18 protein-coding genes and 2 pseudogenes are annotated in these 23067 nt (G+C 70.1%); 8 read left to right on the top strand and 12 right to left on the bottom strand.

Annotation, left to right across the window (positions count from 1 at the left end; all coding sequences use genetic code 11):
- Window positions 1-62 precede the first annotated feature (62 nt).
- From OG584_RS03750 to OG584_RS03730, 5 genes and pseudogenes are all read right to left on the bottom strand, one after another.
- Complete coding sequence (locus tag OG584_RS03750) at window positions 63-506, bottom strand: DUF6262 family protein (RefSeq protein WP_405774923.1); 444 nt, start codon at window positions 504-506, stop codon at window positions 63-65.
- Window positions 496-2754, bottom strand: coding sequence for a tyrosine-type recombinase/integrase (locus tag OG584_RS03745; protein ID WP_405774921.1), 2259 nt, complete (start codon window positions 2752-2754; stop codon window positions 496-498). The genes OG584_RS03750 and OG584_RS03745 overlap by 11 nt, the downstream gene beginning before the upstream one ends.
- Entirely contained in the window at window positions 2751-3869 is a 1119-nt protein-coding gene (locus OG584_RS03740) for a tyrosine-type recombinase/integrase (RefSeq protein WP_405774919.1), read from the bottom strand. The genes OG584_RS03745 and OG584_RS03740 overlap by 4 nt, the downstream gene beginning before the upstream one ends.
- A 117-nt stretch (window positions 3870-3986) precedes the next feature.
- Window positions 3987-4412, bottom strand: a pseudogene (locus OG584_RS03735) (transposase); the annotation flags it as partial.
- 254 nt (window positions 4413-4666) lie between these two features.
- The gene (locus OG584_RS03730; RefSeq protein WP_405783870.1) at window positions 4667-5398 is read right to left on the bottom strand and encodes an SDR family oxidoreductase; all 732 of its coding nucleotides are present in this window, start codon (window positions 5396-5398) and stop codon (window positions 4667-4669) included.
- 128 nt (window positions 5399-5526) lie between these two features.
- Here OG584_RS03730 and OG584_RS03725 point away from each other — a divergent pair, with 128 nt between their 5' ends.
- Window positions 5527-6117 carry a TetR/AcrR family transcriptional regulator gene (locus OG584_RS03725; protein ID WP_405774917.1) on the top strand — a complete coding sequence of 197 codons (591 nt, stop codon included), beginning with the start codon at window positions 5527-5529 and terminating at the stop codon, window positions 6115-6117.
- Between the two features lie 548 nt (window positions 6118-6665).
- Here OG584_RS03725 and OG584_RS03720 read toward each other — a convergent pair.
- A complete protein-coding gene (locus OG584_RS03720) occupies window positions 6666-6803 on the bottom strand; it encodes a hypothetical protein (RefSeq protein ID WP_405774915.1) in 138 nt (45 codons plus the stop codon).
- A 1875-nt stretch (window positions 6804-8678) separates the two neighbouring features.
- Between OG584_RS03720 and OG584_RS03715 the strand changes: the two are divergent.
- Window positions 8679-8961: pseudogene (locus OG584_RS03715) on the top strand (Scr1 family TA system antitoxin-like transcriptional regulator); the annotation flags it as partial.
- A complete protein-coding gene (locus OG584_RS03710; protein WP_405774913.1) occupies window positions 8943-9152 on the top strand; it encodes a DUF397 domain-containing protein in 210 nt (69 codons plus the stop codon). The pseudogene OG584_RS03715 and the gene OG584_RS03710, both read left to right, overlap by 19 nt.
- 164 nt (window positions 9153-9316) lie before the next feature.
- On the opposite strand, the gene OG584_RS03705 is transcribed toward OG584_RS03710, so the two are convergent.
- The gene (locus tag OG584_RS03705) at window positions 9317-10591 is read right to left on the bottom strand and encodes a cytochrome P450 (protein WP_405774911.1); all 1275 of its coding nucleotides are present in this window, start codon (window positions 10589-10591) and stop codon (window positions 9317-9319) included.
- A gap of 293 nt (window positions 10592-10884) precedes the next feature.
- Here OG584_RS03705 and OG584_RS03700 point away from each other — a divergent pair, with 293 nt between their 5' ends.
- Genes OG584_RS03700 through OG584_RS03680 form a run of 5 tightly spaced genes read left to right on the top strand, consistent with a single transcriptional unit; the run spans window position 10885 to window position 14712 of the window.
- A complete protein-coding gene (locus tag OG584_RS03700) occupies window positions 10885-12765 on the top strand; it encodes an ATP-binding protein (RefSeq protein ID WP_405774909.1) in 1881 nt (626 codons plus the stop codon).
- Window positions 12755-13189 (top strand): roadblock/LC7 domain-containing protein, encoded by a 435-nt coding sequence (locus OG584_RS03695; protein ID WP_405774907.1) that lies wholly within the window; start codon window positions 12755-12757, stop codon window positions 13187-13189. Before OG584_RS03700 ends, OG584_RS03695 begins: the two co-directional genes overlap by 11 nt.
- A 2-nt stretch (window positions 13190-13191) precedes the next feature.
- Window positions 13192-13563 carry a DUF742 domain-containing protein gene (locus OG584_RS03690; RefSeq protein WP_405774905.1) on the top strand — a complete coding sequence of 124 codons (372 nt, stop codon included), beginning with the start codon at window positions 13192-13194 and terminating at the stop codon, window positions 13561-13563.
- A complete protein-coding gene (locus tag OG584_RS03685; RefSeq protein WP_405774903.1) occupies window positions 13541-14146 on the top strand; it encodes a GTP-binding protein in 606 nt (201 codons plus the stop codon). The genes OG584_RS03690 and OG584_RS03685 overlap by 23 nt, the downstream gene beginning before the upstream one ends.
- Window positions 14143-14712, top strand: coding sequence for a GAF domain-containing protein (locus tag OG584_RS03680; RefSeq protein WP_405774901.1), 570 nt, complete (start codon window positions 14143-14145; stop codon window positions 14710-14712). The genes OG584_RS03685 and OG584_RS03680 overlap by 4 nt, the downstream gene beginning before the upstream one ends.
- Window positions 14713-14771: 59 nt before the next feature.
- Here OG584_RS03680 and OG584_RS03675 read toward each other — a convergent pair whose 3' ends face one another.
- From OG584_RS03675 to OG584_RS03655, 5 genes are all read right to left on the bottom strand, one after another.
- On the bottom strand, window positions 14772-16640 hold the full coding sequence (locus tag OG584_RS03675) for a DUF2264 domain-containing protein (RefSeq protein WP_405774899.1): 1869 nt from the start codon (window positions 16638-16640) through the stop codon (window positions 14772-14774).
- 77 nt (window positions 16641-16717) lie between these two features.
- Window positions 16718-19174, bottom strand: a complete 2457-nt coding sequence (locus OG584_RS03670) for a polysaccharide lyase 8 family protein (RefSeq protein WP_405783868.1) — start codon at window positions 19172-19174, stop codon at window positions 16718-16720.
- 58 nt (window positions 19175-19232) lie between these two features.
- Window positions 19233-20645 carry a M60 family metallopeptidase gene (locus OG584_RS03665; RefSeq protein WP_405774897.1) on the bottom strand — a complete coding sequence of 471 codons (1413 nt, stop codon included), beginning with the start codon at window positions 20643-20645 and terminating at the stop codon, window positions 19233-19235.
- A gap of 140 nt (window positions 20646-20785) precedes the next feature.
- Window positions 20786-21880: a LacI family DNA-binding transcriptional regulator gene (locus tag OG584_RS03660; protein WP_405783866.1), complete on the bottom strand. Its 1095-nt coding sequence runs from the start codon at window positions 21878-21880 to the stop codon at window positions 20786-20788.
- A gap of 62 nt (window positions 21881-21942) precedes the next feature.
- Window positions 21943-22929: a hydroxyacid dehydrogenase gene (locus OG584_RS03655; protein WP_405783864.1), complete on the bottom strand. Its 987-nt coding sequence runs from the start codon at window positions 22927-22929 to the stop codon at window positions 21943-21945.
- Window positions 22930-23067: the final 138 nt, after the last annotated feature.

The raw sequence follows: 23067 nt of genomic DNA, 5'->3' as shown, positions 1-23067 counted from the left end.
GCCGACCTCGCAGGCTGCTGGCCTGGTGTGACGCGTGGTGGACGATGTTCTCGACGCGTTTGTCAGCATGGTCCGATGGCGGTCGAAGATTTCTTTTTCGGCGTGTCGCGAGGGCGGCCGGGGAGGTCGGCGATGCGTCGTTCTCCGAGAGCGAGTGCGAGAGCCTCGCGTAACTCCCGGTTCTCGGCCTCCAGTTGACGATTGCGCTCCGTGGCAGCCTCCAGACGTTGCAGCAGTGAGCTGTCGGACGCCCGTTGACGATCAGGGACCGCCCGGGTCGCCGAGGCGGGACGGCGACGGGCCCGGAGCCGCTCGATCTCGCCTTTCAGGTCGGGCTGGTTGTAGAGCCACGACCTGGAGACGCCCGCTTCGCGGGCGACGGTCTCGAAGGTAATCGGGTTGCCGGCGGCGTCCATCCGCCGCAGCGCGGCGGTCGCGCGTCGGCGGGTCGCCGCGGCCCGCCGACGGGCCGCGGCAACGATCAGGTGAGAATTTTCAGCCTGCATCCGCTGCTCCCTTGACCTTCTCCTGGCCGTCTTCCAGCTCTTCGATCATGCGGTCGAGGTTCGCGGCAACCTGCTGGTTCATTTCGGCGACGCGGCTGTGACCGCAGGTCCGCGCGTTGTCGATCAACGTGAGGGTGCGGGTGTGCTGTTCGCGAAGCTCCGGCAGGAACTCCGGCCCGGTGACAAAGACTGGGCAGGTCAGGCAGGCATTGGCATGCGGGCAGGTCTTCTGAACGGGCAGCCCGCAGTAGCCGTTGGGCAGGGTCTGGGTGGCAATCCCGTAGCGAGTCTTGGCCCACTGGGCCTGACCGAGCGGTCCGTCGGCGTCGAGCGCGACGTGCTCGCCCTTGATGTTGACCTTCATCGCCGCTTCCCAGCGGCGCCGGACGGTCTGGTTCGTGATCCGCGCATAGTGGGCGGTCATCCGGGACGACTCGTGATCAAGGAGAACGCGTACGACTTCCTGCGGAACATCACGGTTGATCAGTCGGCAGGCAAAGGTGTGCCGCCACTGATGGGGCGTCAAATGGACTGGCAGGCCGTGCTCGTCGCGGATGTCACACCTCGCCAGCCAGCGGCGGAGCATCTGCCGGTAGCTGCCATCGGACATCCGCAGCCTTCCCGAGGCATTCGCGTGCGGTCGGGGGAACAGGACTCCGGTGCCCTTCGGCCAGCGTTCAAGGACTCGCTGTTGGTGGTCGCGGATGGACTGCTCGAGTTCCTCGTCGATCGGGACGGCCGCCTCGCGCTTCATCTTGGTGTTGAAATACCGCAGGTAGGGGGCTTCTTGGCCGTCGTGGAGGAGGCAGTCGAAGTCCAGGCAGATGGCGCTGGAGATCCGCAGCCCGCCGTGGACGAGGATGAGCGTGATCAAGCGGCCGGACGGGTTGTCCCAGCGGTCCAGGTTCTCCTCGGATTCGACCTGGGCCATGACGTGCTCGGCCAGCCGTCGGGAGACCGTGGCGGCCTGCTCCGGTGGGATGTCACCGGGATAGAACGCGGCAGTGCCCGGCAGGGCGTCGTCCCAGCGGTGCTGCCGGATGGCCTGGAAGAACAAGTTCAGGTTGCTGATCCGGCCCTTCTTCAGGCCGTGGCCCCCGGGTTGGGAAGCGACGTGGGCGAGATGACGCTCCAGCAGCGGGCGGTCGATGCCGGCGAGACGGTCGACGCCGACGTGCGCCAGGAAGTCGCCGAAACAGACCAGTGCGTCGAGGCCGGTGTGGGCCGCGGTGACGCTCAGCCCGCTGGCCAGCCGCAGCCGCAGCCACCGTTTGGCCAGGTCACGCAGCCACGGCTGACCGATCCGTTCGAAGTGCAGGCGGACGCGCGGTCTCGGGACGGTTGCGGTGGCCGGGGTGGTGATGCCCGGCAGTCGCTCCAACCGCCACACATCTCTCGGATACTCGCTCTCCCAGCCCGCGCCGTCGCGCAGGACCTCAACCGCGTCGCGGACCTCGATCAGGAAGAGCACCGGAGAGCTGACCACTTGGGTCTTCGCGCGGCTCCTCCACTGTTCTTCTTCAAGGTCCAGCAGTGAGTCCACCTCGGTAGCTCGCGCGAAGCGGACGGCCTGCATCACCGTGCGAGGAGGTGTCGTGCGCCGGTGGGCGTCGGACCGGCACTGCAGCCCGTACTGAAGCTCCAGCGTCAGCTGGCGGGGCAGATCGCGCAGGTCGATGTGGGCTGTGCCGGTCAACTCGACGTCCGTGGCGAACCGTTCGGGATCCGGGCGGCCGGCGTTCGCCCACCGCTCGTGATGGCTGCGGCAGAAAAGTGCCAGCGGGCCCTCCGCCCACAAGGTGCAGAACGACAGGCGGCACTCGCCCGGGGCGTCACCGGGCTCCGCCAGATCTGGCGCATCCCACAGATCCAGGCCGGGCCGTCCGGCCCGGCGCCACCGCTCGTAGTGCTTGGCGCAGTAGCCCTTGCCGAAGTTCCCGTAGCGGCAACCGGGGATCTGGCAGACCGCCAGAGCCTGGCGCCCACGAACGGGCCGCCCGGGATCGGCGAGGAAATCCTCCATCGCCGGGCGGCCGCGGTGGCGCCAGCGGATCACGTGCCCGTTGCAGAGCCCGCGCATGCTGACGACGCGGTCGCAGCCGGCGACGGCGCAAGCCGGGGCAACGAATACGGGGTCGCCCGGGGCCGGACGATAGATCTCGGTGCGGAACTCGGCCCGGACTGTGGCCAGGAGCTTCTCCAGCAGTCCGGAACGACCACGACCGACGCCTGCAGCAGTAGAGGTCACAGCCGGACCTCCCGCCCGGTGAACCAGCCAGCCTTCTCCAGGGTGCGGCGGGCGTCCTCGACGGTGAGGTGACCATACGTATCGATGGTGGTGCTGATCGAGGCATGCCCGAGAAGTTCCTTGACGTTCTCCATGCCCGCCCCGCGCCGCAGCAGCCAGGTGGCGTAGGTGTGCCGGTACTGGTGGGGCTCGAACGCGATGCCTGTGGTCCTCCGCAGCCGTCTGACCAGGTCATAGACGGCCGGATAGGCCCAGGGATGGCCGTGCGGCTCGGCAAAGAGGTTCACGAAGACGTAGTCGGAGTCCAAGGCGCCGTACTCGCGGTGCAGATAGTTCGAGTACAGACGCATCAACTCCGCGCTCGCCGGGATGGTCCGTGTGCGGCCGGCCTTCGCTCGGGCCCGATTGTCGTTCTGCCGCGGCACCACGGTCACCTGCTTCTCGGCGATCGCGATGTCGTCGTGACGCAGGCCCAGGGCCTCGCCGATGCGGACCCCGGTGTCCAGTAACAGGGCGAACAGCAGCCGGTCCCGTAAGTGTTCGCAGCCGTCCAGGATCTTCTGGGCTTGGGCTGCGGTCAGGACGCGGGGCCGCTTGCGGCCGGACTTGAGTTTGATGGTCCTGGTCCGGTCGGGCTTGCCGGAGGCGATGTGCTGCAGGAACGGCTTGTAGGAAGTGGCCGCCGACCGGTGCAGTCCAGTTGGGCGCATCGTCACCAGCAGACCGGCGACCTCGATGCCGCTGCGGGCGTGGAACTCGTAGAACGTGCTCACCGCGGCGAGCTTGCGGTTCACGCTGGAGGCCGTGCAGTGATGCTCGACCGTCGGCAGCACCGCCACCGTCCCGTTCCGGGCCGGCGGCGGAAGGCGCAGCCAGGCCACGAACGCGGCCACCGCCTCCAGGTCCACCAACTTCCAGTCCAGATGACGGCCGTCGAGGTAGCTCCACCAGTCCTTCAAATCGTGTGCGTACGCCTTGATGGTGTTCGGCGACCGCTCGATCGCCGACAGGTAGGCCAGGAACGACTCCACCGGATCGACCGGCCGCAAATCATCCCCCAGCAGCGTCCACGACTCCGTCGTCGCCCCGGGCGCCAGCACCCTCTGTACGCGCATCGCGCATCCACCCCTTCCGTGTTGGACGACGGTAGATAACCGCGTCCAGCACGGGAGTTGGGGGACTTTCGACATGCCTCACACACATCAAGGACACGCTGGTAGCGGCTCAAGATAACGGCCTGCGGTCTTCTTGCCCGCATCGATGCCCTGGCCTGCCATGGGCACATTGGCGGAGGTCTTGACGCTCTGGGCGGCGATGACGCAGGCACTCGGCTCGGCATCGCCGCCTTCGGCCTCACGGGCCAGGCGCCGCAGGAGACCGTTGAGCTGCTCAAAGACCTCGTCCTTCTGCCAGGCGCCGAAGTACCCGTCGACGGTCGCCCATGGAGGAAAGTCGTGTGGCAGGTACCGCCAGGGGGCCCCCGTACGGTCGACGTAGAGGTTGGCGTCCATGATTCGGCGCGGATCGTGCTCGGGCGGTCGGCCGATGTCCAGACCCTTCCCTTTTCGTTCGGCCCGCCGCGCTGTCAGAGTTGGTTGCAACAGTTCCCAACGGGCATCGGACAGGTCGCTCGGGTGCGGCCGCGCTCTGCGAGGCAGGTTTCTGTATTACCGATGGCCGCTGTTCCGCCACAGGGCGCAAACCGGCGTGATCGGGGGCGTGTTGGGATCCGACAGGAGCGAGGGGACCGAACGGACCCGCACCTGCCGCACCTGCCTCACCGGCCGCAAGAGACGTCTACTGCCCCAGCGGACCGGAAACGGTCAACTACCTGAACGGTGAAAAAGCACCCTGGGCGCGATAAGACGCTCTGTTATTACTTGTCTTTGTGGTGCGGCGCGGCTGCGCAGGCCTATCCCTGGGCGGTGGGGCGAACGACGATGTCACCTACATCGACACCGTCCGGCTGTTCGACGGCGAAGGCGATGGCGCGGGCCACCGCGTCCGGCGGAAGAGCGATCTCCATCATCTTGTCGATCTGGTCCTTCACAGCCGGATCCATGCGCTCTGCGAAGTCCGTGCGGACGGCGCCGGGCGAGACGACGGTCACGCGCAGGCTGTCGCCGGCCTCCTGGCGCAGGCCCTCGGAGATGGTGCGCACGGCGTTCTTCGTGCCGGCGTACACCGATTGGAGCGGCACGATGCGCAGTCCGGCGGTGGACACGGTATTGACGAAGTGCCCGAAGCCCTGCTCCCGGAAGACGGGAAGGGCTGCGGCGATCCCGTACAGGACCCCTTTGAGGTTGACGTCGATCATCTCCTCCCAGTCCTCGACGCGCAGGTCATCCAGACGGGAGATCAAACCGATCCCTGCATTGCTGACGAGGACGTCGAGCTTGCCGTAGCGATCACGTGCCAGGTTGACGAGGCCGAAAAGGTCCTCGCGTCGCGTTACGTCCGTGCGGGCCCAGACGGCTTCACCGCCGGCCTCTTCGATGCGGGCGGCCAGGGCCTCGAGGCGCTCCGGACGGCGAGCCCCGAGGACGATCTTCGCACCGCGCTCGGCGAGCAGGAGCGCGGTCGCCTCGCCGATGCCGCTGCTGGCGCCCGTGATCGCCACGACCTTGCCTTCGATTCCCGACATGATGGACAGCCCTTCCAGTAGAGGAGTGGGGGCAGCCATGCCCTACAGTGAAGTGGAGGCTCCGCCACTTCGTCCACACTAAGTGGCGGAGCCTCCACTTAGCAAATGGAGACAGGGGAGAGCCGTTGATGGCCCGGGATGCAGGACGCCCGCTGAGGGCTGACGCACAGCGGAACCGGGACAAGATCCTGGCCGCCGCGGTGCGCGTGTTCACTGACGAGGGACTGGATGCGCACTTCGAGCGCATCGCAAGGGAAGCGGGCGTGGGGACCGGCACCCTCTACCGCAACTTTCCGACCAGGGAAGCTCTGATCGAGGCGGCGTACCGCAACGAGGTGGCCCGGCTGTGCGAGGCCGTCCCCGACCTCCTTGCGGCGATATCGCCGCCTGAGGCTCTGCGAGCCTGGACTCGCCGCTTCATCGACTACGCCACCGCCAAACTCGGCATGGCCGACGCCCTGCGAGCCGTCGTCGACTCGGGAACCAATCCCTACGCCGACAGTCACGAGATGATTCAGACCGCCCTCTCCTCCCTCATGGACGCCAATACCGCTGCCGGAACGATCCGGTCCGACATCAGCCCGACCGACATGTTCGCCGCCCTCGCTGGTATCGCCCTCACCTCGGCCAAGCCCGAGCAGCGAGAGCAGGCCGAACGCCTCCTCGACCTCACCCTGGACGGACTGAAACCTGCGCCGTCGCGGCTCCCCAAAAACTGACGGCAGAAGTCCGGACATCGTCACATCGTCGAAGCTGCTGTTCAGCGGCCTGTTCCAGTAGGGCTCGCACGGAGGCCGCGTTGCGCATCGCGGTCTTGTCGTCGAGCCCGAACACCTCGGTGAGGTGGAGCGGGTCGGGCCCGGGGGTCAGGGCCTCTTCGAGTTGCCGGTCGATGCGGAGCCGCTCCAGTGCCGCGTCCTGTCCGCGCAGGGGCGCGCGGATCCAGTGGTTGCTGGCGCGGCTGGTCTTCGTCGCGGTCTGATTGTTGATCAGCAGGTGGAGGTTCGCGGTGTCCGGCCAACCGGTTTCGTCGGTGCTCCAGCCAGTCCAGCAGGAGTTTCAGGGTGAGGTCGTCGAGCGGGCGGACGCGTCCGGCCATGGTCAGCCGTCGGTTGCCGGGGTCGACGTCGTCGAGCATGACGGTGCCGATCTGGGCGACTCGGGCGGCGTGCACCGCGGAGAGGGCGAGGATGAGTCGTGTTGCCGGGGTGGTGGCTGCCGCGACGGACCGGTCGACCCGGGCGGGGATGAGCGGCTGCAGCACGCCCTACTGGTATTGCCCGAACTTGATCCGGCTGGTGGGGTCGCGGAAGATCAGCCCGTTCCGTTTGACCCAGGTGAAGAGCGAACGCAGCGCGGCGAGTTGATCGTGGCGCTGGTGGCCGTGCGGAGTGGGCGAGCACATCGTCGCGGGCCACTTCTCACAGGTGGTCGTCGCTGCCCGACCACTCCAGCAGTTCCGGTGGGACCCGGTTGAGGTAGAGCCGGACCGGCCTTGCTGCCGGGGCAGGCTGCGGGGGCCGCCGTCGCGCAGAACCCGGGCCCAACGCTCGGCCTCCGCACCGATGCCGGGTGGGAGCCCTTCCACACGCTCGGCGAGCCAGCCCTCGACGGAGGGCTCACTGTCGTCCGGGAAGATCCCCCTCCAGGACCGTGACGCTATGTCCGACCGGCAGGTCGCGGGCCCGGAGCGGAGTGAAGATCTCGCTGTGCCGGATGACACCACCCTCGACGTACCCGGTGAGGTCGAGAGTCAGGCTGCGGTTGGCGGCGAAGCGGATGTTGTGTTCCCAGTCCCGCGCGTCGGCGAGCCGGTAAGCAAGGTACTTCGCCTAGGTCAGCATGGGGCGGCCAGATCGGCGGCGGCTGGATCGAGACGGCTTTAGTCGCGCGGAATCTGCCCGAACAGCGGCAGCTGTCTCCAGCCGGGACTGGGACTTGTCCGGTCGAGCGTGGTCGGCGCACGGAGTTCTGCAAGGATGCTGCGATGCACCGGATGTCGGATGATCCTTCGCTCCTGCCCGCCCCGTGGTGGGCGCCCGATGGCGGCATGCACGGTTTCGACTTGGAGCTGCATCGCGAGCTTCCGCCTGGGCACCCATTGCACGGAGCAGAGGTCGCGGCTGTGGCGCGATGCGAAGGATGTGACGACGTCCTGTTCAGCGTTTCGAGCCGCCCGTTCACCTGGGCTGTGGTTCACCTGACGTGGGCAGGTCGCGAAGAACGTGCCCCCTGGCCGATGACGACGCCGCTTGCAAGTCTGGCCGAGCTTCTCAACGAGTGGGCCGACCACGGTTGCAACGACGACACGGCCTCATCCGGAGACTCACGTGTAGCCAGATGGCGATGGCTGCTGCGGTTGTGGTGCCGAGGTAGACGTAGAGGCGTTCGTCGTAACGGGTGGCCACTCCCCGATGCTGGTCGGGTAGCCGGGGCATGTTGCCATGACCCGCCCCCTCAGAACAGGGCATGCCTGTTTCGGGCGCCCTCGCCGTGGCGGACGTGGAGCTTGCCGAAGCGGCTCAGGTCCCACTTGATGTCGTCCAGGTCGGGGCCGCATGCCTCGCTGACCCGGAAGCCGACCTGGGGTATCCGCTTCGAGGCGTATCGTTCGGGGCGGTCGGGGCGAACTTCCGGCAGGTCGCCAGCTCGCCGCCCCAGCCGGTGAGCAAAGCGTGCCGGTCTCCGGCTCACTCGGCGGGATCCGCAGCCGGGCGTCCTTGGCCCCGCGAGGCTGGTTCATCTTGTCGATCGGGCACTCGACCACCCGGCCGGGCGTCCGGTGGATTTCGACCTTGTGCCGCAGTTCCAGGAACATGTAGTACGTGCTCAGTGCCTGTAACCGGCCCAGCCGAGTGCCGCAGCGTCGTGCCGAAGTACACGTCCGCCTCGGCGGGCTCCATGTCCCACAGCGGTTGGCTCAACCAGGTTCTGATCTGATCCAGGCGACCGGCCCCGAGGGTGGTGCGGTCCGCCAGCCCTGCCGAGGCCCGTCCGAGGACGAACGCTGACGGCACGCCGGTCTCGAACCGCTCCAGTTCCTCCGACGACTCGGGCGCCCAGGGCTCACGCAGGTCCCGTACGACTGCCGGCGCCGCCAACCCGAGCCTCCTCGCCTTCGGCCCGACTGCGGATCGGTCGGACATGGTGAGAGCGCTTCAGGAATCCCGAAGTTACGCCACAAGGCCTCAGGGCAACCGAAGGAGGAAGAACACACTGGCCACGGGGCCAGGGATGCAGCGGGGCTCAGGGGAATTCACGGGATGTCACACATTCGGGGGAGGGCGCGGAGCGAGGCGATATGACTGTTCAGGTGCTGCCACAGAGCGCCGGCCGGCACGACCTGGTGAAGCACCGACGTTTGTTTCCTGCGCCTGCTTGAACGACGCACAGTTGCGTACACGGAGAATGCTTACTGGGGCGATCTCATCGAGGAGAATTCGAAAGTGGAGCGATTGCAGCGAGCCTACGATGTGGTGCGCGACCTGGCACTGTCCCCGTCCGAGTCACGGAAGTTCATTCTGCGCATTCTGGAGGAAGTACCGTGCGATCCCTCGACCTGACCGCAGTGACTTGGCACAAGAGCAGCTACAGCAACCAGGATGGCGGCCAGTGCCTGGAGGTCGCTGCCGACTTCACCGCCGTCGTTCCCGTACGCGACAGCAAGAACCCCGATGGGCCTGTGCTCACCTTCGCGGCCCACGGCTGGTCGTCGTTCGTATCCGCCCTGCGGAACGGCGAGTTGGGCGCCTGACCGGCGAGCGCGTCCCGAACCACCGGTACGGCCTCCGCTGACCAGCAATTGATCAGCGGAGGCCGTTCGTGGTCTCCGCGTGAAGGTGCCTGGCACCACGGCGGACTGATTCGTCCACGGTCACTCGCATGGGAAGTGTCCTCGGCCGGAGGGGGTGTGGCCGGTCAGCCCAGATGGACGGGCAGGGAGTCGACGCCGAAGACGGCGGAGTACTTGCGGAACGCGAGCTCCTCCTCCGGGACTGCCAGCGACATGGCCGGGAAACGGCGCAGCAGCGCGGGGTAGGCCGCGCACAGTTCCATACGGGCGAGTTCGGCGCCGATGCAGCGGTGGATGCCGTGGCCGAAAGCGACGTGCGGGGAGGGGCGGGTGGGGTCGAACGCGTCCATGTCCGGGCCCAGGGAGGCGTCCCGGCCCGCGCCACTGAGGGAGCACAGCACCACGTCGCCGGCGGATATCGCGGTTCCGGCTATCTCCATGTCCTCGCGGGCGAAGCGCGGGAAGGCGACCTGAACCACCGTCAGATAGCGCAGCAGCTCCTCCACGAACGGACTCACCGCCGCCTCGTCGTCGCGAAGGGTCGCGAAGTGGTCCGGGTTCTGGAGGAGTACCAGGGTGCCCAGGGCGAGCATGCTGGCGGTGGTCTCCAGGCCGCCCGTCAGCACGCCGTCGGCGAGACCGGTCAGCTCCTCGTCGTCTATGGCGTCGCCGTGCTGCTTGATCAGCATGCCGAGCAGACCGTCGCCCGGGTTCTCGCGCTGCTTCTTGACGATGTCGCGCAGGTAGGAGAGGGACTCGGAGATCACACCGAACGAGGCGTCGGCCCCGGCGAAGAGGTCGAAGCGGGTGGTGCCCAGGCGCTGGAAGTCCTCCCGGTCCTCGTACGGGACGCCCAGAAGCTCACAGATGACGAGGGAGGGTATCGGCAGCGCGAAACTCTGGACGAGGTCGACCGGGCCCGGGGTGCGCGCCATCTCGTCGAGCCGCTCCTCGACTATCTCGTGGATGCGCGGGGTGAGCCGGGCGAGCCGGCGCATGGTGAACTCAGGTGTGAGCAGGCGGCGCAGGCGCGTGTGGACGGGCGGGTCCGAGAACCCGAGACCGCCGGGGTGCTGCTGGCCCTCGGTGACGGCGGAGCTGCCTATCAGGTTGGTGAAGTCGTTACTGAAGCCCTTCGTGCGGCCCAGTACCGCCTTGGTCTCCTCGTAGCCGCTGACCAGCCAGACGTTCATCGGGAACGGTACGGACAGCTTGCTGACCGGTTCCCGGTCCCGCAGTTCGCCGAGATCGGCCACCGGGTCGAGACCGGTGCGGCGCAGGGGCATGAGGGTCGATTCGGGGAGCAGCGCGGCGCTCGACAGGTCGAACCCCTTCTTGCGGATGTTCGCCAGATACCGGCGGCCCAGCCAGGTGGTCATACGGGAACGGATATTCGTCATACCCGCAATACTGCACGGACCGCAGGACAGGGCGTTCCGCAGCCCCGATGCCCGCCGCGCTCCGTGCGGCCCGTGCGCCCGGCCCGGACGCACCGTGACAGCAGCATAATTATCGGCCGCGCGTGCGAGCCCTCATACCAGAGCGGGACGCCGGGCGCGCAAGTTCGGCAACTAGACATCGGGCGTGGCGGCGTGGCGACTACTGTGAGTGGCTGCTGATCAACAGGGAGAAGCGTCAGGCGAGTTGCATCCCCTGTCGGTGAGCCCTGGTATCCCACGTACCGAGGACGCTGATGTCTCAACTTCGCGCACCCGAAGCGCGGACCGACCGCCAGGAAGGCGGACGGCACGGACGGCCGGGCAACCGCCCGGCCCCCAGGCCGGGCCCTGCCCCGGCTCCGGCCGCCCGCCGCTCGCGGTCCGTCCCGCCCACGCCAGAGGCCCGGATACGGCCTCAGCTGCTGCGTACCGCCATCCTTCCGACCGTCGTCGCCGCGCTGAGCGGCACCGCGGCCGTGGTCTTCACGATCCACTCCGCCGGGGTCCACCCGTCGGCCGCGCTGCGGGCTGTGCTGGCCGGGTGTGCGGCGCTCGCTGCGGCGGCCATGGCCGCCGCAGCGCTGGGAGCCGACCGGGTCACCAGGACCGTGCTCGACCGGTGCAACGCGCTGCGCCGCGCGAGCGTGCGCGGCCAGGCCGACCTGCGGGCCGTGGTCGACCAGCTCGGCAGGGGGGAGGCGCCGCCCGGCGGACGGGGCGGCGCCTCCGGGCCGTCCCGGGGCGACGCCTTCGACCTGCTGGCCGTGGAGCTGGGCCGGGCCCAGGAGACCGCTGTGGAATCAGTGGTCCGGGCCGCGCGTATCGCGCCGCCCGCCGTGACCACGGTCGACGAACAGAAGGTCGAGGTCTTCGTCAATCTCGCCCGGCGCCTCCAGTCCCTGGTGCACCGCGAGATCCAGCTGCTCGACGAACTGGAGAACCAGGTCGAGGACCCCGAACTGCTCAAGGGCCTCTTCCAGGTGGACCACCTGGCAACGCGTATCCGGAGGCACGCCGAGAACCTCGCGGTGCTCGGCGGCGCCATCTCCCGGCGTCAGTGGTCCAACCCGGTGTCCCTCACCGAGGTGATGCGCTCCGCCGTCGCCGAGGTCGAGCAGTACCCACGCGTCAAACTGGTGCCCCCGGTCGACGGCACGCTTCGCGGTCATGCCGTGGCCGATGTGATCCACCTGCTGGCGGAACTCGTCGAGAACGCCACGGTGTTCTCCGCCCCGCACACCCAGGTGCTGCTGCGGGCCCAGCACGTCACCGCCGGACTCGCCGTCGAGGTCGAGGACCGGGGGCTCGGCATGTCCGTCACCGAGACGGACCGGATGAACGCCCTGCTGGCCGAGCCCGATCAGGTCAACGTGGGCCACCTGCTCCAGGACGGACGGATCGGCCTGTATGTCGTCGCCGCCCTGGCGCGCCGACACGACGTGTCGGTCCGGCTCCAGGCCAACATCTACGGCGGTGTACAGGCCGTCCTGGTCCTGCCCGCCGCCCTGCTGGGCGCCGACCAGACAGGACTGCACCAGGCAGGGCCGCAGGCAGCAGCGCACCAGACAGGACTTCAGCCGACGGCCGCGCACGTGCCGGAGGCCGAGCTCCGGCCCGAGCCCCAGGCCGACGCTCCGGCCCCGCCGTTCTCCGAGCGGCCCGCCGAGTGGCCCTCCCCGCCGTTGCCCCGCCCCCGGGACGAAGCGCCGGGCGCTCCCGATGAGTTGCCGGCCGCCCCCGGCCACCTCGCCCCGCCACTGCCCGTACGGGGGACGGACGGCGAGCGGCCCAACCCGGCCGCCGCCCTGCCCGGCGCCCACCACGGACCGCCGCCCGGCACCGGAGCGGCGGCTCACACGGCGCCGTACGACACCGGGCCCGTCCCGCTGCTCTCGCCCGCGCACCGGCCCGATCTGCCCAGGCGCCGGAGCCAGGAGCATCTGGCCCCCCAGCTCAAGGACGTCCCCGCGCCCAGGACGGACGAGGAGCACCCCGCCGTCCACGATCCGGGCCTGATGGCGGCCTTCCAGCGCGGTATCAGCCTCGCCGAGGCGGAGCCCGAGAAGCGGGACACCGGCGGGCTCCCGCACCGTGACGACGATGTTCCCCATGAGGAGATGCACCATGGCGAGTGAAGCGCCGACCGCCCACGTGTCCGATCTCGACTGGCTGCTGAGCGGTCTTGTCCAGCGCGTCCCTTTCACCCGCAACGCCGTCCTGCTCTCCGCCGACGGGCTGGTGAAGTCCGTGCACGGCCTCGACGCCGACAGCGCCGACCACATGGCCGCCCTCGCCTCCGGCCTGTACTCGCTCGGCCGCAGCGCCGGAGCACGCTTCGGTGACAGCGGAGAGGTCCGGCAGGTCGTGGTCGAACTCGACTCCACTCTGCTGTTCGTCTCCACCGCGGGCTCGGGCACCTGTCTCGCTGTGCTCGCCGGGCGCGAGACGGACGCCGCGGTGCTCGGATACGAGATGGCCATGCTGGTCAAGAGCGTGCGGCCCTATCTGGTGACGCCGGCCCGCAGGCGGGTCGGCGCATCGAGTGTCTCGGGGCGCTGAACGTGCCGTTGCAGCAGGACAGCCCATGGATCGACGAAGCGGCGGGGCGGCTGATCCGGCCGTACGCCGTGAGCAACGGCCGCACCCGCCCCACAGCCCAGCTCGATCTGCTCTCCCAGGTGATGGCTACCGGAGTCCCGCTCCCCGCCCACCTGGGCCCCGAACACGCGCAGACACTCGGGCTGAGCGAGCGGCCCACTTCGGTGGCGGAGATCGCAGCCCATCTGCGGCTGCCCGTCGTCGTTGCCAAAGTGCTGCTCTCGGACCTCATGGACAGCGGGGCGGTCACCACACGCGCCCCCCGGCCCGACGAAGACCCCACCGACCTTTCCTTGCTGGAGGCAGTGCTCGATGGCCTACGACGACGGCTCTGATCTCTTCCCCACCGCACTGAAGATCCTGGTCGCGGGCGGATTCGGGGTCGGTAAGACGACTTTCGTGGGAGCGGTCAGCGAGATCTCACCGCTGAGCACGGAGGAGATGCTCACCCAGGCCGGTGAGCAGACCGACAGCCTGGACGGGGTCGAGTCGAAGTCCACGACCACCGTCGCCATGGACTTCGGCAGAATCACCCTCGACCAGCAGCATGTCCTGTACCTCTTCGGCACACCGGGCCAGGAGCGCTTCTGGTTCATGTGGGACGAACTCTCCGCGGGCGCGCTCGGCGCCGTCGTGCTCGCCGACACCCGCCGTCTCGCCGAGTGCTTCGGCGCGATCGACTTCTTCGAACAGCGGGGCATCGGATTCGTCGTCGCCGTCAACGAGTTCGACGGCGCTTTCCGCTACGGGGCGGACGAGGTCCGGGCCGCACTCGACCTCAAACCGGACATTCCCGTGGTGCTGGGCGACGCCCGGATCGCCAGCTCGGGGATCCGTACCCTGGTCACCCTCGTGGGCCATCTGCTCGACGCCGCACCGGTGTCCGACCCGGTCATCAATCAGGGAGTCCGCCCATGACGTACGACCCGACAGGGCGGCTGCTGCTGACCCCCGTCGACCGGGAAGCGTCCGTACGGGCACAGCGGCTGCGCCGCCTCGGCCTGGGACAGCACCCCGACCCGGTCTTCGACGCATTCGCCAGGCGCCTGGCCGAGGCCACCGGGGCGCCGTACTCGCTGGTGAACTTCATCGACGAGAACCGGCAGTTCTTCGCCGGACTCCACACCCCGGCCGGGACGCACTCCGGCAGCGACCTGAGCGCGGTCGCCGCGGCCTGCGGAATCAACCGGGTCATGGCCCGCGACCACGGGTACTGCCCGCACGTGGTCGCCCGCCGCAAGGCGCTCGTCCTGGAGGACGTCTGCGACTATCCGCGGTTCGCCGGGAACCCGGTGGTCGACGAGATCGGCATCCGCTCGTATCTGGGCGCGCCCCTGATCGACCGTACGGACACCGCACTCGGCGCGGTGTGCGTCGTGGACACCGTGCCGAGGCAGTGGGGCCTCGCCGGCCTGGCGACCATCAAGGCGGCCGCGGCCGAGCTGGTCGCGCAGATCCACCACCGGGAGGACGGCGGGATCTGACCGGCCGGGGACGGGCCGCCGCCGGTTCGGGCCGCGGTCCGTCGCCCCGCCGCGCGTCGTCAGGCGCCGACAGCGGTACCGTCCGGGAAGGTCAGCGTGACCGTGTCGTCGGTGACCGTCACCGCGATGGACTCCTGGAGCGCGCGGGGGTGCACCGTGTCGCGCGAGAGGGCGACCAGAGTGACATGGACGCTCCGTCCGCCCGGATGGCCGGTCCGGGTCAGACACGGGGTCGCGGAGTGCGGTCCGTAGGCGTTGGCCTGTACATCGCGGGCCACCGACGCCGACGCGCCCTCCCAGCCGAACAGCCCCACCACGGCACTCGTCAGCCCCTCCGCCGTACCGGTCAGGGCCCAGCCGAGCCCCTCGCCGGCGTGCGGACGCTGCTCGTGGGCGACCGGATGGCCCCCTTCGCGTACCGTCGCGCCCGCCGCGGCATCCACCCGGTGCACCCGGATCTCCCACGGGCCGTGCAGCACACTGGTCGTCTCGACCCGGACCCCCGCCTCCTCGTACCAGGAGGACGCGGTCCGCCCCTCGCAGGCCAGCCGGTTGATGCGCCGCCGGCGCGACGGCAGGCCGTCGGGGCCGAGCACCGCCAGGTGGTTGTCCACGGCCCGCTCCCGCGCGTGCGGAGCCGATTCCGGCGCGGTCGCCGTGGAGTAGCCGAGTGTCGCATAGTGCGGATCGTCCTCCGCGTCGCCCTGCGGCGGATTGTGGTCGCTCCCGTGGTTGACGAGCCGGACGATGCCGTCGTGCCGGGTGCCGTGCAGCAGCCAGCCGGGGGCGGGCAGCGCCGTGTACTGGTCCGACTCCTCGATGGGCAGGGCCTGTTCGCGCGCCGTCCAGGCGGCGTGGTCGGGCGGCAGCAGCAGCCCGAGGAAGCCCTTGGACGCCCAGTACGGGGAAGCCGGCCCCGAGTACGGCTGGGTGGTGGGCAGGAAGGTGTCGTACCAGCCCAGGGTGAGCAGCCCGCGCTCGTCCGGCACCCCGCGCTCCGCGAAGTGCCGCATCGTGCCCGAGGCCAGGCGGCGGGTCCGGCCGGGCGGGAGCGGGGTGCAGTCGGCCAGCGCGCCCATCCAGACCGGGGCGAGCGCCGCGTACCGGTAGGTCAGGGAGCGGCCCTGGTGCACGGGGGCGCCGTCGGTGCCGAAGAAGTGCTGGTAGCCGTCCAGGAACTGGCGGAGCCGCTCACGGTAGACCTTGGTGCGGCCGGTCTCTGGGTCCTCGCCGGCGATCCGCGACCACAGCAGCGGGTACAGATGGAGGGCCCAGCCGGTGTAGTAGTCGAAGTTCTGCCCGTCGCCGTCCGTGTACCAGCCGTCGCCGACGTACCAGTCCTCGATCCGGTCGAGGCCGCTGTCGATGTCGGACCGGCTGTACGGGGCGCCGACCGATGCGAGGAACTGCTCGGACACCACCTGGAACAGCCGCCAGTTGTTGTCCCAGGTACGGCTGCCGACGAAGCCGGAGAACCAGTCGACGACCCGCTCCTGGACCCGGGTGTCCAGCCTGTCCCAGATCCAGGGGCGGGTCTCGTGCAGCGCCACGGCGACCGAAGCGGCCTCGACCATCTGCTGCGAACACTCGGTCAGCCTCGGCCAGGCCTCGCGCGACGCCGGGTCGGTACCGGTGGCCAGACCCTGCGCGTACCGCTCGACGAGACGCGGATCGGCGCTGTCACCCGCACCCGCGATCCGGAACGCGGCCAGCAGGAACGAGCGCGCGAACCCTTCGAGGCCGTCCGACACCACCCCCGACCAACTGCCGCGCCCCGGCAGCCGGTACTGCGCGAACCCGGGTGTCGCATACGGCACCAGCGCGTCCAGGAGCCGGTCGGCCAGCGCCTCCCAGTGGGCGCGGGTCCAGCCGGTGCGTGAGGAGAGCAGCCGGTCGGTCGGGGGCAGATGGAGGAAGGGCGGGGTCATCCGGGTGGTGCTCCTGTGCTCTGGGGAGTGGGCCGTCAACGTGTGCCGAAGGCCCGGCGGTGCAGGCGGGACGGGTGTCAGCGCAGTTCGGCGGTATGTGTACGGCCGCGTGAACCGGCCACCGCGACGGTCAGGACCGGGCGGCGCCCCGTGGCGACGGTCACCGTGGCGTCGGCGCGGACCACCTCCCGTACCCGGAAGGGCAGTTCGAGCGTCAGGGTGAGCCCGCCGTGCCCGGGGTCGGCGACCGCCACCGAGATACCGCCGCCGTGCCGGCGCAGGAGCACCGACGCCGGACCGTCGGAGGTGAACCCCGCTGCGGCCCCCGCCTGCCAGAAGGTGGCCGCGGTCAGCCCGGTGCGGGCCACCTCGACCAGTTGCGCGGTGGCGTTGTTGGCCACGATCCGCACCGGCCTGGAGTGAGCCAGGACCGCGGTGGCGGCGGCGGAAGCCCCGGGCAGCAGGATGTACGCGTACGAGGCATCGGTGGGGGAGACCCCGTGGTCGAGCCAGAGTGTCGCGTACGGGCGGGTGACCGGGGTGGTGGAACCGGCGGTGTCCGCGCCCGTGTCCAGATCGCTCCAACGGCCGGTGCGCTCCTCGCGCAGCGCTCCCAGCGAGGTGCCGGACGACGGGAACACATAGCCGCCGACGCCGTCCAGATGCGCCCAGCGGGCCCCGTGGAACGTCCTGTTCCAACCGGGGGCCGATGGCTGGCGGGCGCCGTCGACGGTCAGCCGCCGGCCGCCCGGCGCGTGCAGATTGCGGTTCTCCACGACGGTCTCGATCGTGCGGCCGTCGCTCGCGGTGATGCCGGCCCCGAGCGCGATCACCGCGTTGTCGAGGAAGAACCACGACTTGCGGGCCCGCAGCGTACTGCCCTGCGCCGCCAGCTCCATGGCGGCCGCACCGTACCGCCCGTCGAGCACCGCGCCGCCCGCGACGGTGTTCCCCGGCAGGTAGGTCCCGGTACCCGAGCCGGTCGTGAGGTCCGCGCGCGGCCGGGTGTCCACCGTGGTGCCGGGCAGCCGGTAAGGATCGACCGTCGGCCAGAAGCCGTCGCCGAACTGGCCGAGGTCGTCGCCGGTGTAGAGGTACGCCATGCCGTCACCGGTGTACCAGCCGTGCAGGTTCTCGCCGTTCCCCGCCTCGTAGGCGGCGATGCGCTTCGACGACAGGGCGAGCGCCATGGACCAGCCGGGCCGCCGGTGCACCACCCGGTCCATGTCCGCGAAGACATGGTGACCGGTCGCCCGGTCCGCGGCGGCGACACTCCGGTCCGCGAGCAGCTCCTTGGCGAGCGCGACCTGCGCAATCCCGACAAGACCGAGATAGGGGTCGGTGCGGTTGCGCTCGATCCAGCCCTTGACCGTGGCCCGCCAGCCGTCAGCGACGGCAGCGGGCGCGGCGCTCGCCAGCAGCAGAATGGCCGACACCGCTGCGGCGCCGTCGGTGTGGTCGGCGGTCCGCTCGCGCGAGACGGCCCGCCCGCGCACAGCGTCCATCATCAGCCCGTCGAAGATCACCGGTGAGAAGGTCCGGGTGACCGCCTCGTACATCACCGAGATCCGCGGGTCGCTGACCTCCCAGGGCGAACCGGCGAGCAGCGCGCTCATGTACGCGGCCCCGCCGAGCAGCACCCCGCCGTACGAGCCCGTGTAGGCCACCGTGTCGTGCTGGACGAATGAGCCGTCGGCGTAGAAGCCGTCGCCGGAAGTGACGTACTGGAAGAGGCTGTTGCGGCCCTTGTCGCGTACGTCGGAGAGGCCGTCGCGGGCCAGGGCGACCTTCGCTGTGTCACCGGCCAGGAGGCCGTGCAGCGCCACGATGACGGACTTGTCCGCCCGGTTGGCGCCGGTCTCGGCCAGTGAGGGGGAGTTGGTGCGGCGGTCCGGATCCGGTGCGAACTTCGAGACGGCCGCCAGGTGGCCCGCCAGATCGGCGGCGGGAATCCGCGCCCTGAGGAGCACGCAGCAGTCCAGCAGCGCGCGTGGCGCCCCGATCTCCCAGAACCACCAGTTGCCGCTCTCGCGCTTGTCCGCGTTGTACGCCGCGCCGTGCAGGAAGCGCAGCGCCGACACCAGCGCGTCCGCCACCTCGTCGCTCCCGCTCAGCGCGGCGCCCGGGGTGGCCCAGGCCGTGGCGACGGTCCGCAGCCGGGTGTAGCTCTGGGTGAACATCCCGGGGTCGGTGACCGGTACGTAGTCAGGCCAGAGCGCGGTGCGCCCGGTGCTGCGGTCCAGTCGCTGCCAGACGTCGCCGGCCGATGCGTCCAGTGTCTTGAGAGCGGCGGCGAAGTCGGCGTCCGCAGGGTCGAACTCGCCCCCGGTGATGAGGTGTTCGGCGCGGGCCAGCGCGCTCTCGTACGCGTCGTCGGCCGGGGCGTCGCCGTCCGCCGCAGAGGCGGGGGCCGCGGGCCCGGCGGGGACGGCGGCCCCCGCCGACGACGCGGCCGTGACGACCGGGACGACGGCCGATGCGGCTCCGGCGGCCAGGAGCGTTCGCCTGCTCAGGGCGGCACGGGGCCGGCCCATCGCGTTCTTCCTCGGTTCCACGGCAGTTCCCTTCGGTTCCGGAGTCGGGGCGGCGGTGTCAGTCGCTCAGCGAGCTGGGGTCCACGGGCGGTGCGGGCAGCCGCAGGGCGGCGATCTCGGCGATCCCCGTGGCATCGACGGGGAAGGCCCACTTGCGCACGAAGAAGTCCGTCAGGTCGTACCCCGACACCCGGCTCGCGTAGGTGGACAGCGCCCGGTACTGCCTGGCCTCCACGGCCGGGTCGTGGTCGTAGTCCTCGACCGGCGCGTCGTGCTGGTGCTCGGTGCGGACGAGCTGGTGAAGCCTCGGCCAGAAGTCGTCACCGAAGGCGAGCTCCAGCTGGCGCAGCGGTACGAGCTGCTCGTACGGGCCGAAGGTCGTCTCGTAGGCGATGCCCGGCGTGCCGACCTTGGGCGCCGCGGACTGGAACCAGTTGAGCCCGGTCGTGGCGTCCTCGGTGAGCAGGTTGGACGGCCGGCCGAGGGTGCGCTGGGCGGCCAGCGAGTAGATGTTGACGGTGACCTCGGTGAGCCCGCCCGCCTGGTAGGCCGCCTGCTGATTGAGGTGCCCGAGCTCGTGGTAGAGCCCCCAGCCCCGGGTGAGCAGGCCCTGGACGGTGCAGAGCCGGTCCATGTAGGCGCGGGGGAAGCCGTTGAAGCCGTGCCAGGCATAGGCGCCGACCCCCTTGGGGACGACGCTCACCTCGTTGAAGTGGTAGCGCCCTGCCTTGGGGCGGTTCAGCGGCTTCGATCCGTCCAGGCCGCTGATCCTGTTGTGCGAACCGATGATGGTGTCGAAGAGCCGCAGCAGAGCGGCGTGGTCCTCACCGCGGTAGAGCAGAGCGCCTTCACGGGTCAGCGTCAGAATGGTGTGCTCGGTGGTCAGCTCAACCCACGGCACATCGGTGACGGTGTCCAGCTGACGCTGGAAGTCGGCCTCGGTGGTGTGCCCCAGCTCGAAACCCGCCATCCGCGCCGTACCGGAGACGAAGGTGACCGCCGCCTGCTCTCCGTGGCCCGCGAAGCTCAGATAGACCGGGCCGCCGTAGACGTCGGACACGGTGTTGCGCCCGGCCCGCAGCGGAAACACCCGGGGGGCCTTCAGGGCCTGGTTCTCGTTGTAGTCGTCGAAGGTCCCGATGTGCAGGACGGGCAGTGCCCCGCGCCCGGCGCGGATACGGACGGTGACCTGGGCGCCCGGGGCGGCGTAGCGGCCGGTCGGGACGAACTCGCTGGCCCGCAGCGACCGGTCGAGCCGCAGCCGCTCGGTCTCCGCCCCGGGGAACGCTCTGATGAGCTGGGTGTCGCCGGGGGCCCGGCCGGACGGGTCACCCGAGCCGTGGGCCGACGCGGTGCCGGTGCCGAGCAGGGTGAGGGCTCCGGCACCTGTGAGCCCGGCCAGCACGGAACGTCGGCTCACCGCGGAGGAGACGACGGCGGAGGCGGTGAGGGGCAGGTGGGCAGGGCGCATCCGGACTCCCGGGGCAGAGGTGGTGGAGTGGCGTACGAACTGCGCGTCAGCATGTAAGCGGTTGCTGTCAACCCGCAAGAGGGCCGGGGAAGTTACTGTCTTTTACTATGGCCAACTGCGGACAGGCCCGCAGTAAGCGGTCACGCCCGACGGGTGCCGGCCGGCGGCGGAGCCACGGAATCGCGTACCACCAGATGAGTCCCGAGCCGTACGGTCCCGGTGGACGGCTCCCGCCACTCGTCCTCGTCGCCGCCCGGCACCGCGAGCCGCATGGCCTGGCGCCCCATCTCCTCCAGCGGGATGTGGACCGTCGTCAGCCGCGGCCGCAGCTCCTGCGCGACCGGAATGTCGTCGTACCCCACCAGGGACATGTCCTGCGGCACCTTGACCCCGGCTTCTTCAAGGGCCTGGGCCGCCCCTGCGGCGACGTTGTCATTGGCCGCGAACACGGCGGTGAAGTCATGCTTCTCCCGGAGGAGTTCGGCCATCCTGCGGCGGCCGAAGGCGCGGCCGAACGAACCGAGCTGTTCCAGTGCGGGGTCGCGGTCGACGCCGCGCAGCTCCAGTGCGCGACGGTGCCCGGCGAGCCGGTCGCGGGTGGTCGAGAGCCCCGGCGGGCCGCCGAGGTAGAGGATGCGCTCGTGCCCCTGGGTCAGCAGGTGGTCGGTGATGGCGAAGGAGCCGCCCTCGTTGTCGTACTCGACGGTGGCGCTGAGCGCCTGCTCGCCCAGTGCGGGCCGCCCGCACAGCACCAGCTTCGAGCCGCCCGAGTCCAGATCGCGGGCCTTGCGGGCCAGTTCGGCGGTGTAGGCGCGGTCCGCGACGCTGCCCCCGACGACGATCACGGCATCGGCGCGCCGCTCGTGCATCAGCTCGATGAAGGCCAGTTCGCGCTTGTGGTCGCCCTGGGTGCAGCAGACCAGGCAGAGCCGTCCGCCCAGGCTCGCCTCGCGTTCCACACCTCGTGCGATATACGCGTAGAAGGGGTCGATGACCTCGTTGACGATGATGCCGACCGTGCGCCCCGACACTCCGGCCAGTGCGCGGGCATGGGCGTTGACGACGTACCCGAGCTCGCGCATCGCCGCCTCGACCCGCTCCCTGGTCGCTGCCGCCACCGGGTAGTTGCGGTTGAGTACCCGCGAGACGGTCGCGGTCGACACCCCCGCGAGGCGGGCCACGTCCGTGACGGTCGCGCGTCGCCGGCTGTCGGCGGCCGAGGTCTGGCGGCGCATCCGTCCCACCCCCTGGTTGTCGTCCTGTGCCGCTGAGCTTATGGCCTGCGCGGTGGGCCCGTTCATGCGATCCGCTCCAAGTCGGCCAGACGCACCGGGTGGTTGAAGGGCAGACCGCCCGCGTACCTGCACAGTTCGTCCACGGCGAGCGCCCCGAGTCGGCCGACCTCGTTGCCCTGGGCGCCGGCCATGTGAGGCGTGATGAAGACGTTCGGCAGCTCCCACAGCGGATGGTCGTCGGGCAGGGGCTCGGGGTCCGTCACATCGAGTACGGCGTCGAGCCGCCCGCTGACCAGGTGCCGGGTGAGCGCCTCGGTGTCCACCAGGCGCCCCCGCGCCGTGTTGACGAGCAGGGTGCCGGGGCGCATCAGCCCGATCCGCCGCGCGTCGAGCAGATGCCGGGTCGCGGGCGTGTCGGGCGCGTGCACGGTCACCACGTCGCTGGTCGCCATCAGCGTGTCGAGATCGGTGGAGACCGCTCCCAGCAAGTCCGCACCGGCTGCGCTCACATAGGGGTCGTACAGCAGGATGTCCGCGTCCAGTACCCGGAGGAGTTCGATCACCCGGCGGCCGATCCGGGAGGCGCCGACGACGCCGACGGTCAGGCCGTGCGTACCGATCCAGTGCTGCCGGTCGAGGTCGGCCGCGGTGCGGTGGGTGCGGCGTTCGCGGAAGAGCTGGGCGAACGGGAACGCGCGCTTGGCGCCCATGATGATCGCCGCGAGGGTGAACTCGGCGACGGGTACGGCGTTGGCGTCCGCCGCCGACGACACGGCGACCCCTCGCTCGTATGCCTCCGGGGCGAGGAACGTCTTGACGGTTCCGGCGGCGTGGATGACGGCCCGCAGCCGCGGCGCCCGCTTCAGCAGGGCCGCGTCGATGGGCGGACAGCCCCAGCCGGTGAGCAGTACCTCGGCACCGGCCAGCGCGGCGGCGGCATCTGCCGAGGCGAACTCCCTTATGACATAAGGGGGATGGAGATCGGCCGACTCCTCAAGGCGGGCTCTGACCCGTGGCGGGAAGACGTCGTCGATCAGCCCGGGGTCCATGGCCAGTACGGTCCGAGGCCGCCGCGGCGGCGGGTCGGGTGTGGCCGTACCGGTCGGGACCGGTGCCTCGTCGGTGGTTCGCACCCTGCCTCCGGACAGTAAACGCGTTCTATTGATGGGCGGCACGCTAGGGAGCCC

This window comes from Streptomyces sp. NBC_00859 (genome assembly GCF_045161865.1).
Lineage (GTDB): Bacteria > Actinomycetota > Actinomycetes > Streptomycetales > Streptomycetaceae > Streptomyces.
The sequence above is the reverse complement of the archived record's forward strand: the minus strand, read 5'-3'. Positions and strand labels throughout refer to the sequence as shown.

Coding starts and splice junctions, on each gene's coding strand:
- OG584_RS03740 (WP_405774919.1), bottom strand. CDS start 3,869: ATGCGCGTACAGAGGGTGCTGGCGCCCGGGGCGACGACGGAGTCGTGG.
- OG584_RS03700 (WP_405774909.1), top strand. CDS start 10,885: ATGTCTCAACTTCGCGCACCCGAAGCGCGGACCGACCGCCAGGAAGGC.
- OG584_RS03680 (WP_405774901.1), top strand. CDS start 14,143: ATGACGTACGACCCGACAGGGCGGCTGCTGCTGACCCCCGTCGACCGG.
- OG584_RS03725 (WP_405774917.1), top strand. CDS start 5,527: ATGGCCCGGGATGCAGGACGCCCGCTGAGGGCTGACGCACAGCGGAAC.
- OG584_RS03685 (WP_405774903.1), top strand. CDS start 13,541: ATGGCCTACGACGACGGCTCTGATCTCTTCCCCACCGCACTGAAGATC.
- OG584_RS03665 (WP_405774897.1), bottom strand. CDS start 20,645: ATGCGCCCTGCCCACCTGCCCCTCACCGCCTCCGCCGTCGTCTCCTCC.
- OG584_RS03750 (WP_405774923.1), bottom strand. CDS start 506: ATGCAGGCTGAAAATTCTCACCTGATCGTTGCCGCGGCCCGTCGGCGG.
- OG584_RS03720 (WP_405774915.1), bottom strand. CDS start 6,803: ATGTGCTCGCCCACTCCGCACGGCCACCAGCGCCACGATCAACTCGCC.
- OG584_RS03675 (WP_405774899.1), bottom strand. CDS start 16,640: ATGACCCCGCCCTTCCTCCATCTGCCCCCGACCGACCGGCTGCTCTCC.
- OG584_RS03660 (WP_405783866.1), bottom strand. CDS start 21,880: ATGCGCCGCCAGACCTCGGCCGCCGACAGCCGGCGACGCGCGACCGTC.
- OG584_RS03670 (WP_405783868.1), bottom strand. CDS start 19,174: ATGGGCCGGCCCCGTGCCGCCCTGAGCAGGCGAACGCTCCTGGCCGCC.
- OG584_RS03705 (WP_405774911.1), bottom strand. CDS start 10,591: ATGACGAATATCCGTTCCCGTATGACCACCTGGCTGGGCCGCCGGTAT.
- OG584_RS03655 (WP_405783864.1), bottom strand. CDS start 22,929: ATGGACCCCGGGCTGATCGACGACGTCTTCCCGCCACGGGTCAGAGCC.
- OG584_RS03695 (WP_405774907.1), top strand. CDS start 12,755: ATGGCGAGTGAAGCGCCGACCGCCCACGTGTCCGATCTCGACTGGCTG.
- OG584_RS03730 (WP_405783870.1), bottom strand. CDS start 5,398: ATGTCGGGAATCGAAGGCAAGGTCGTGGCGATCACGGGCGCCAGCAGC.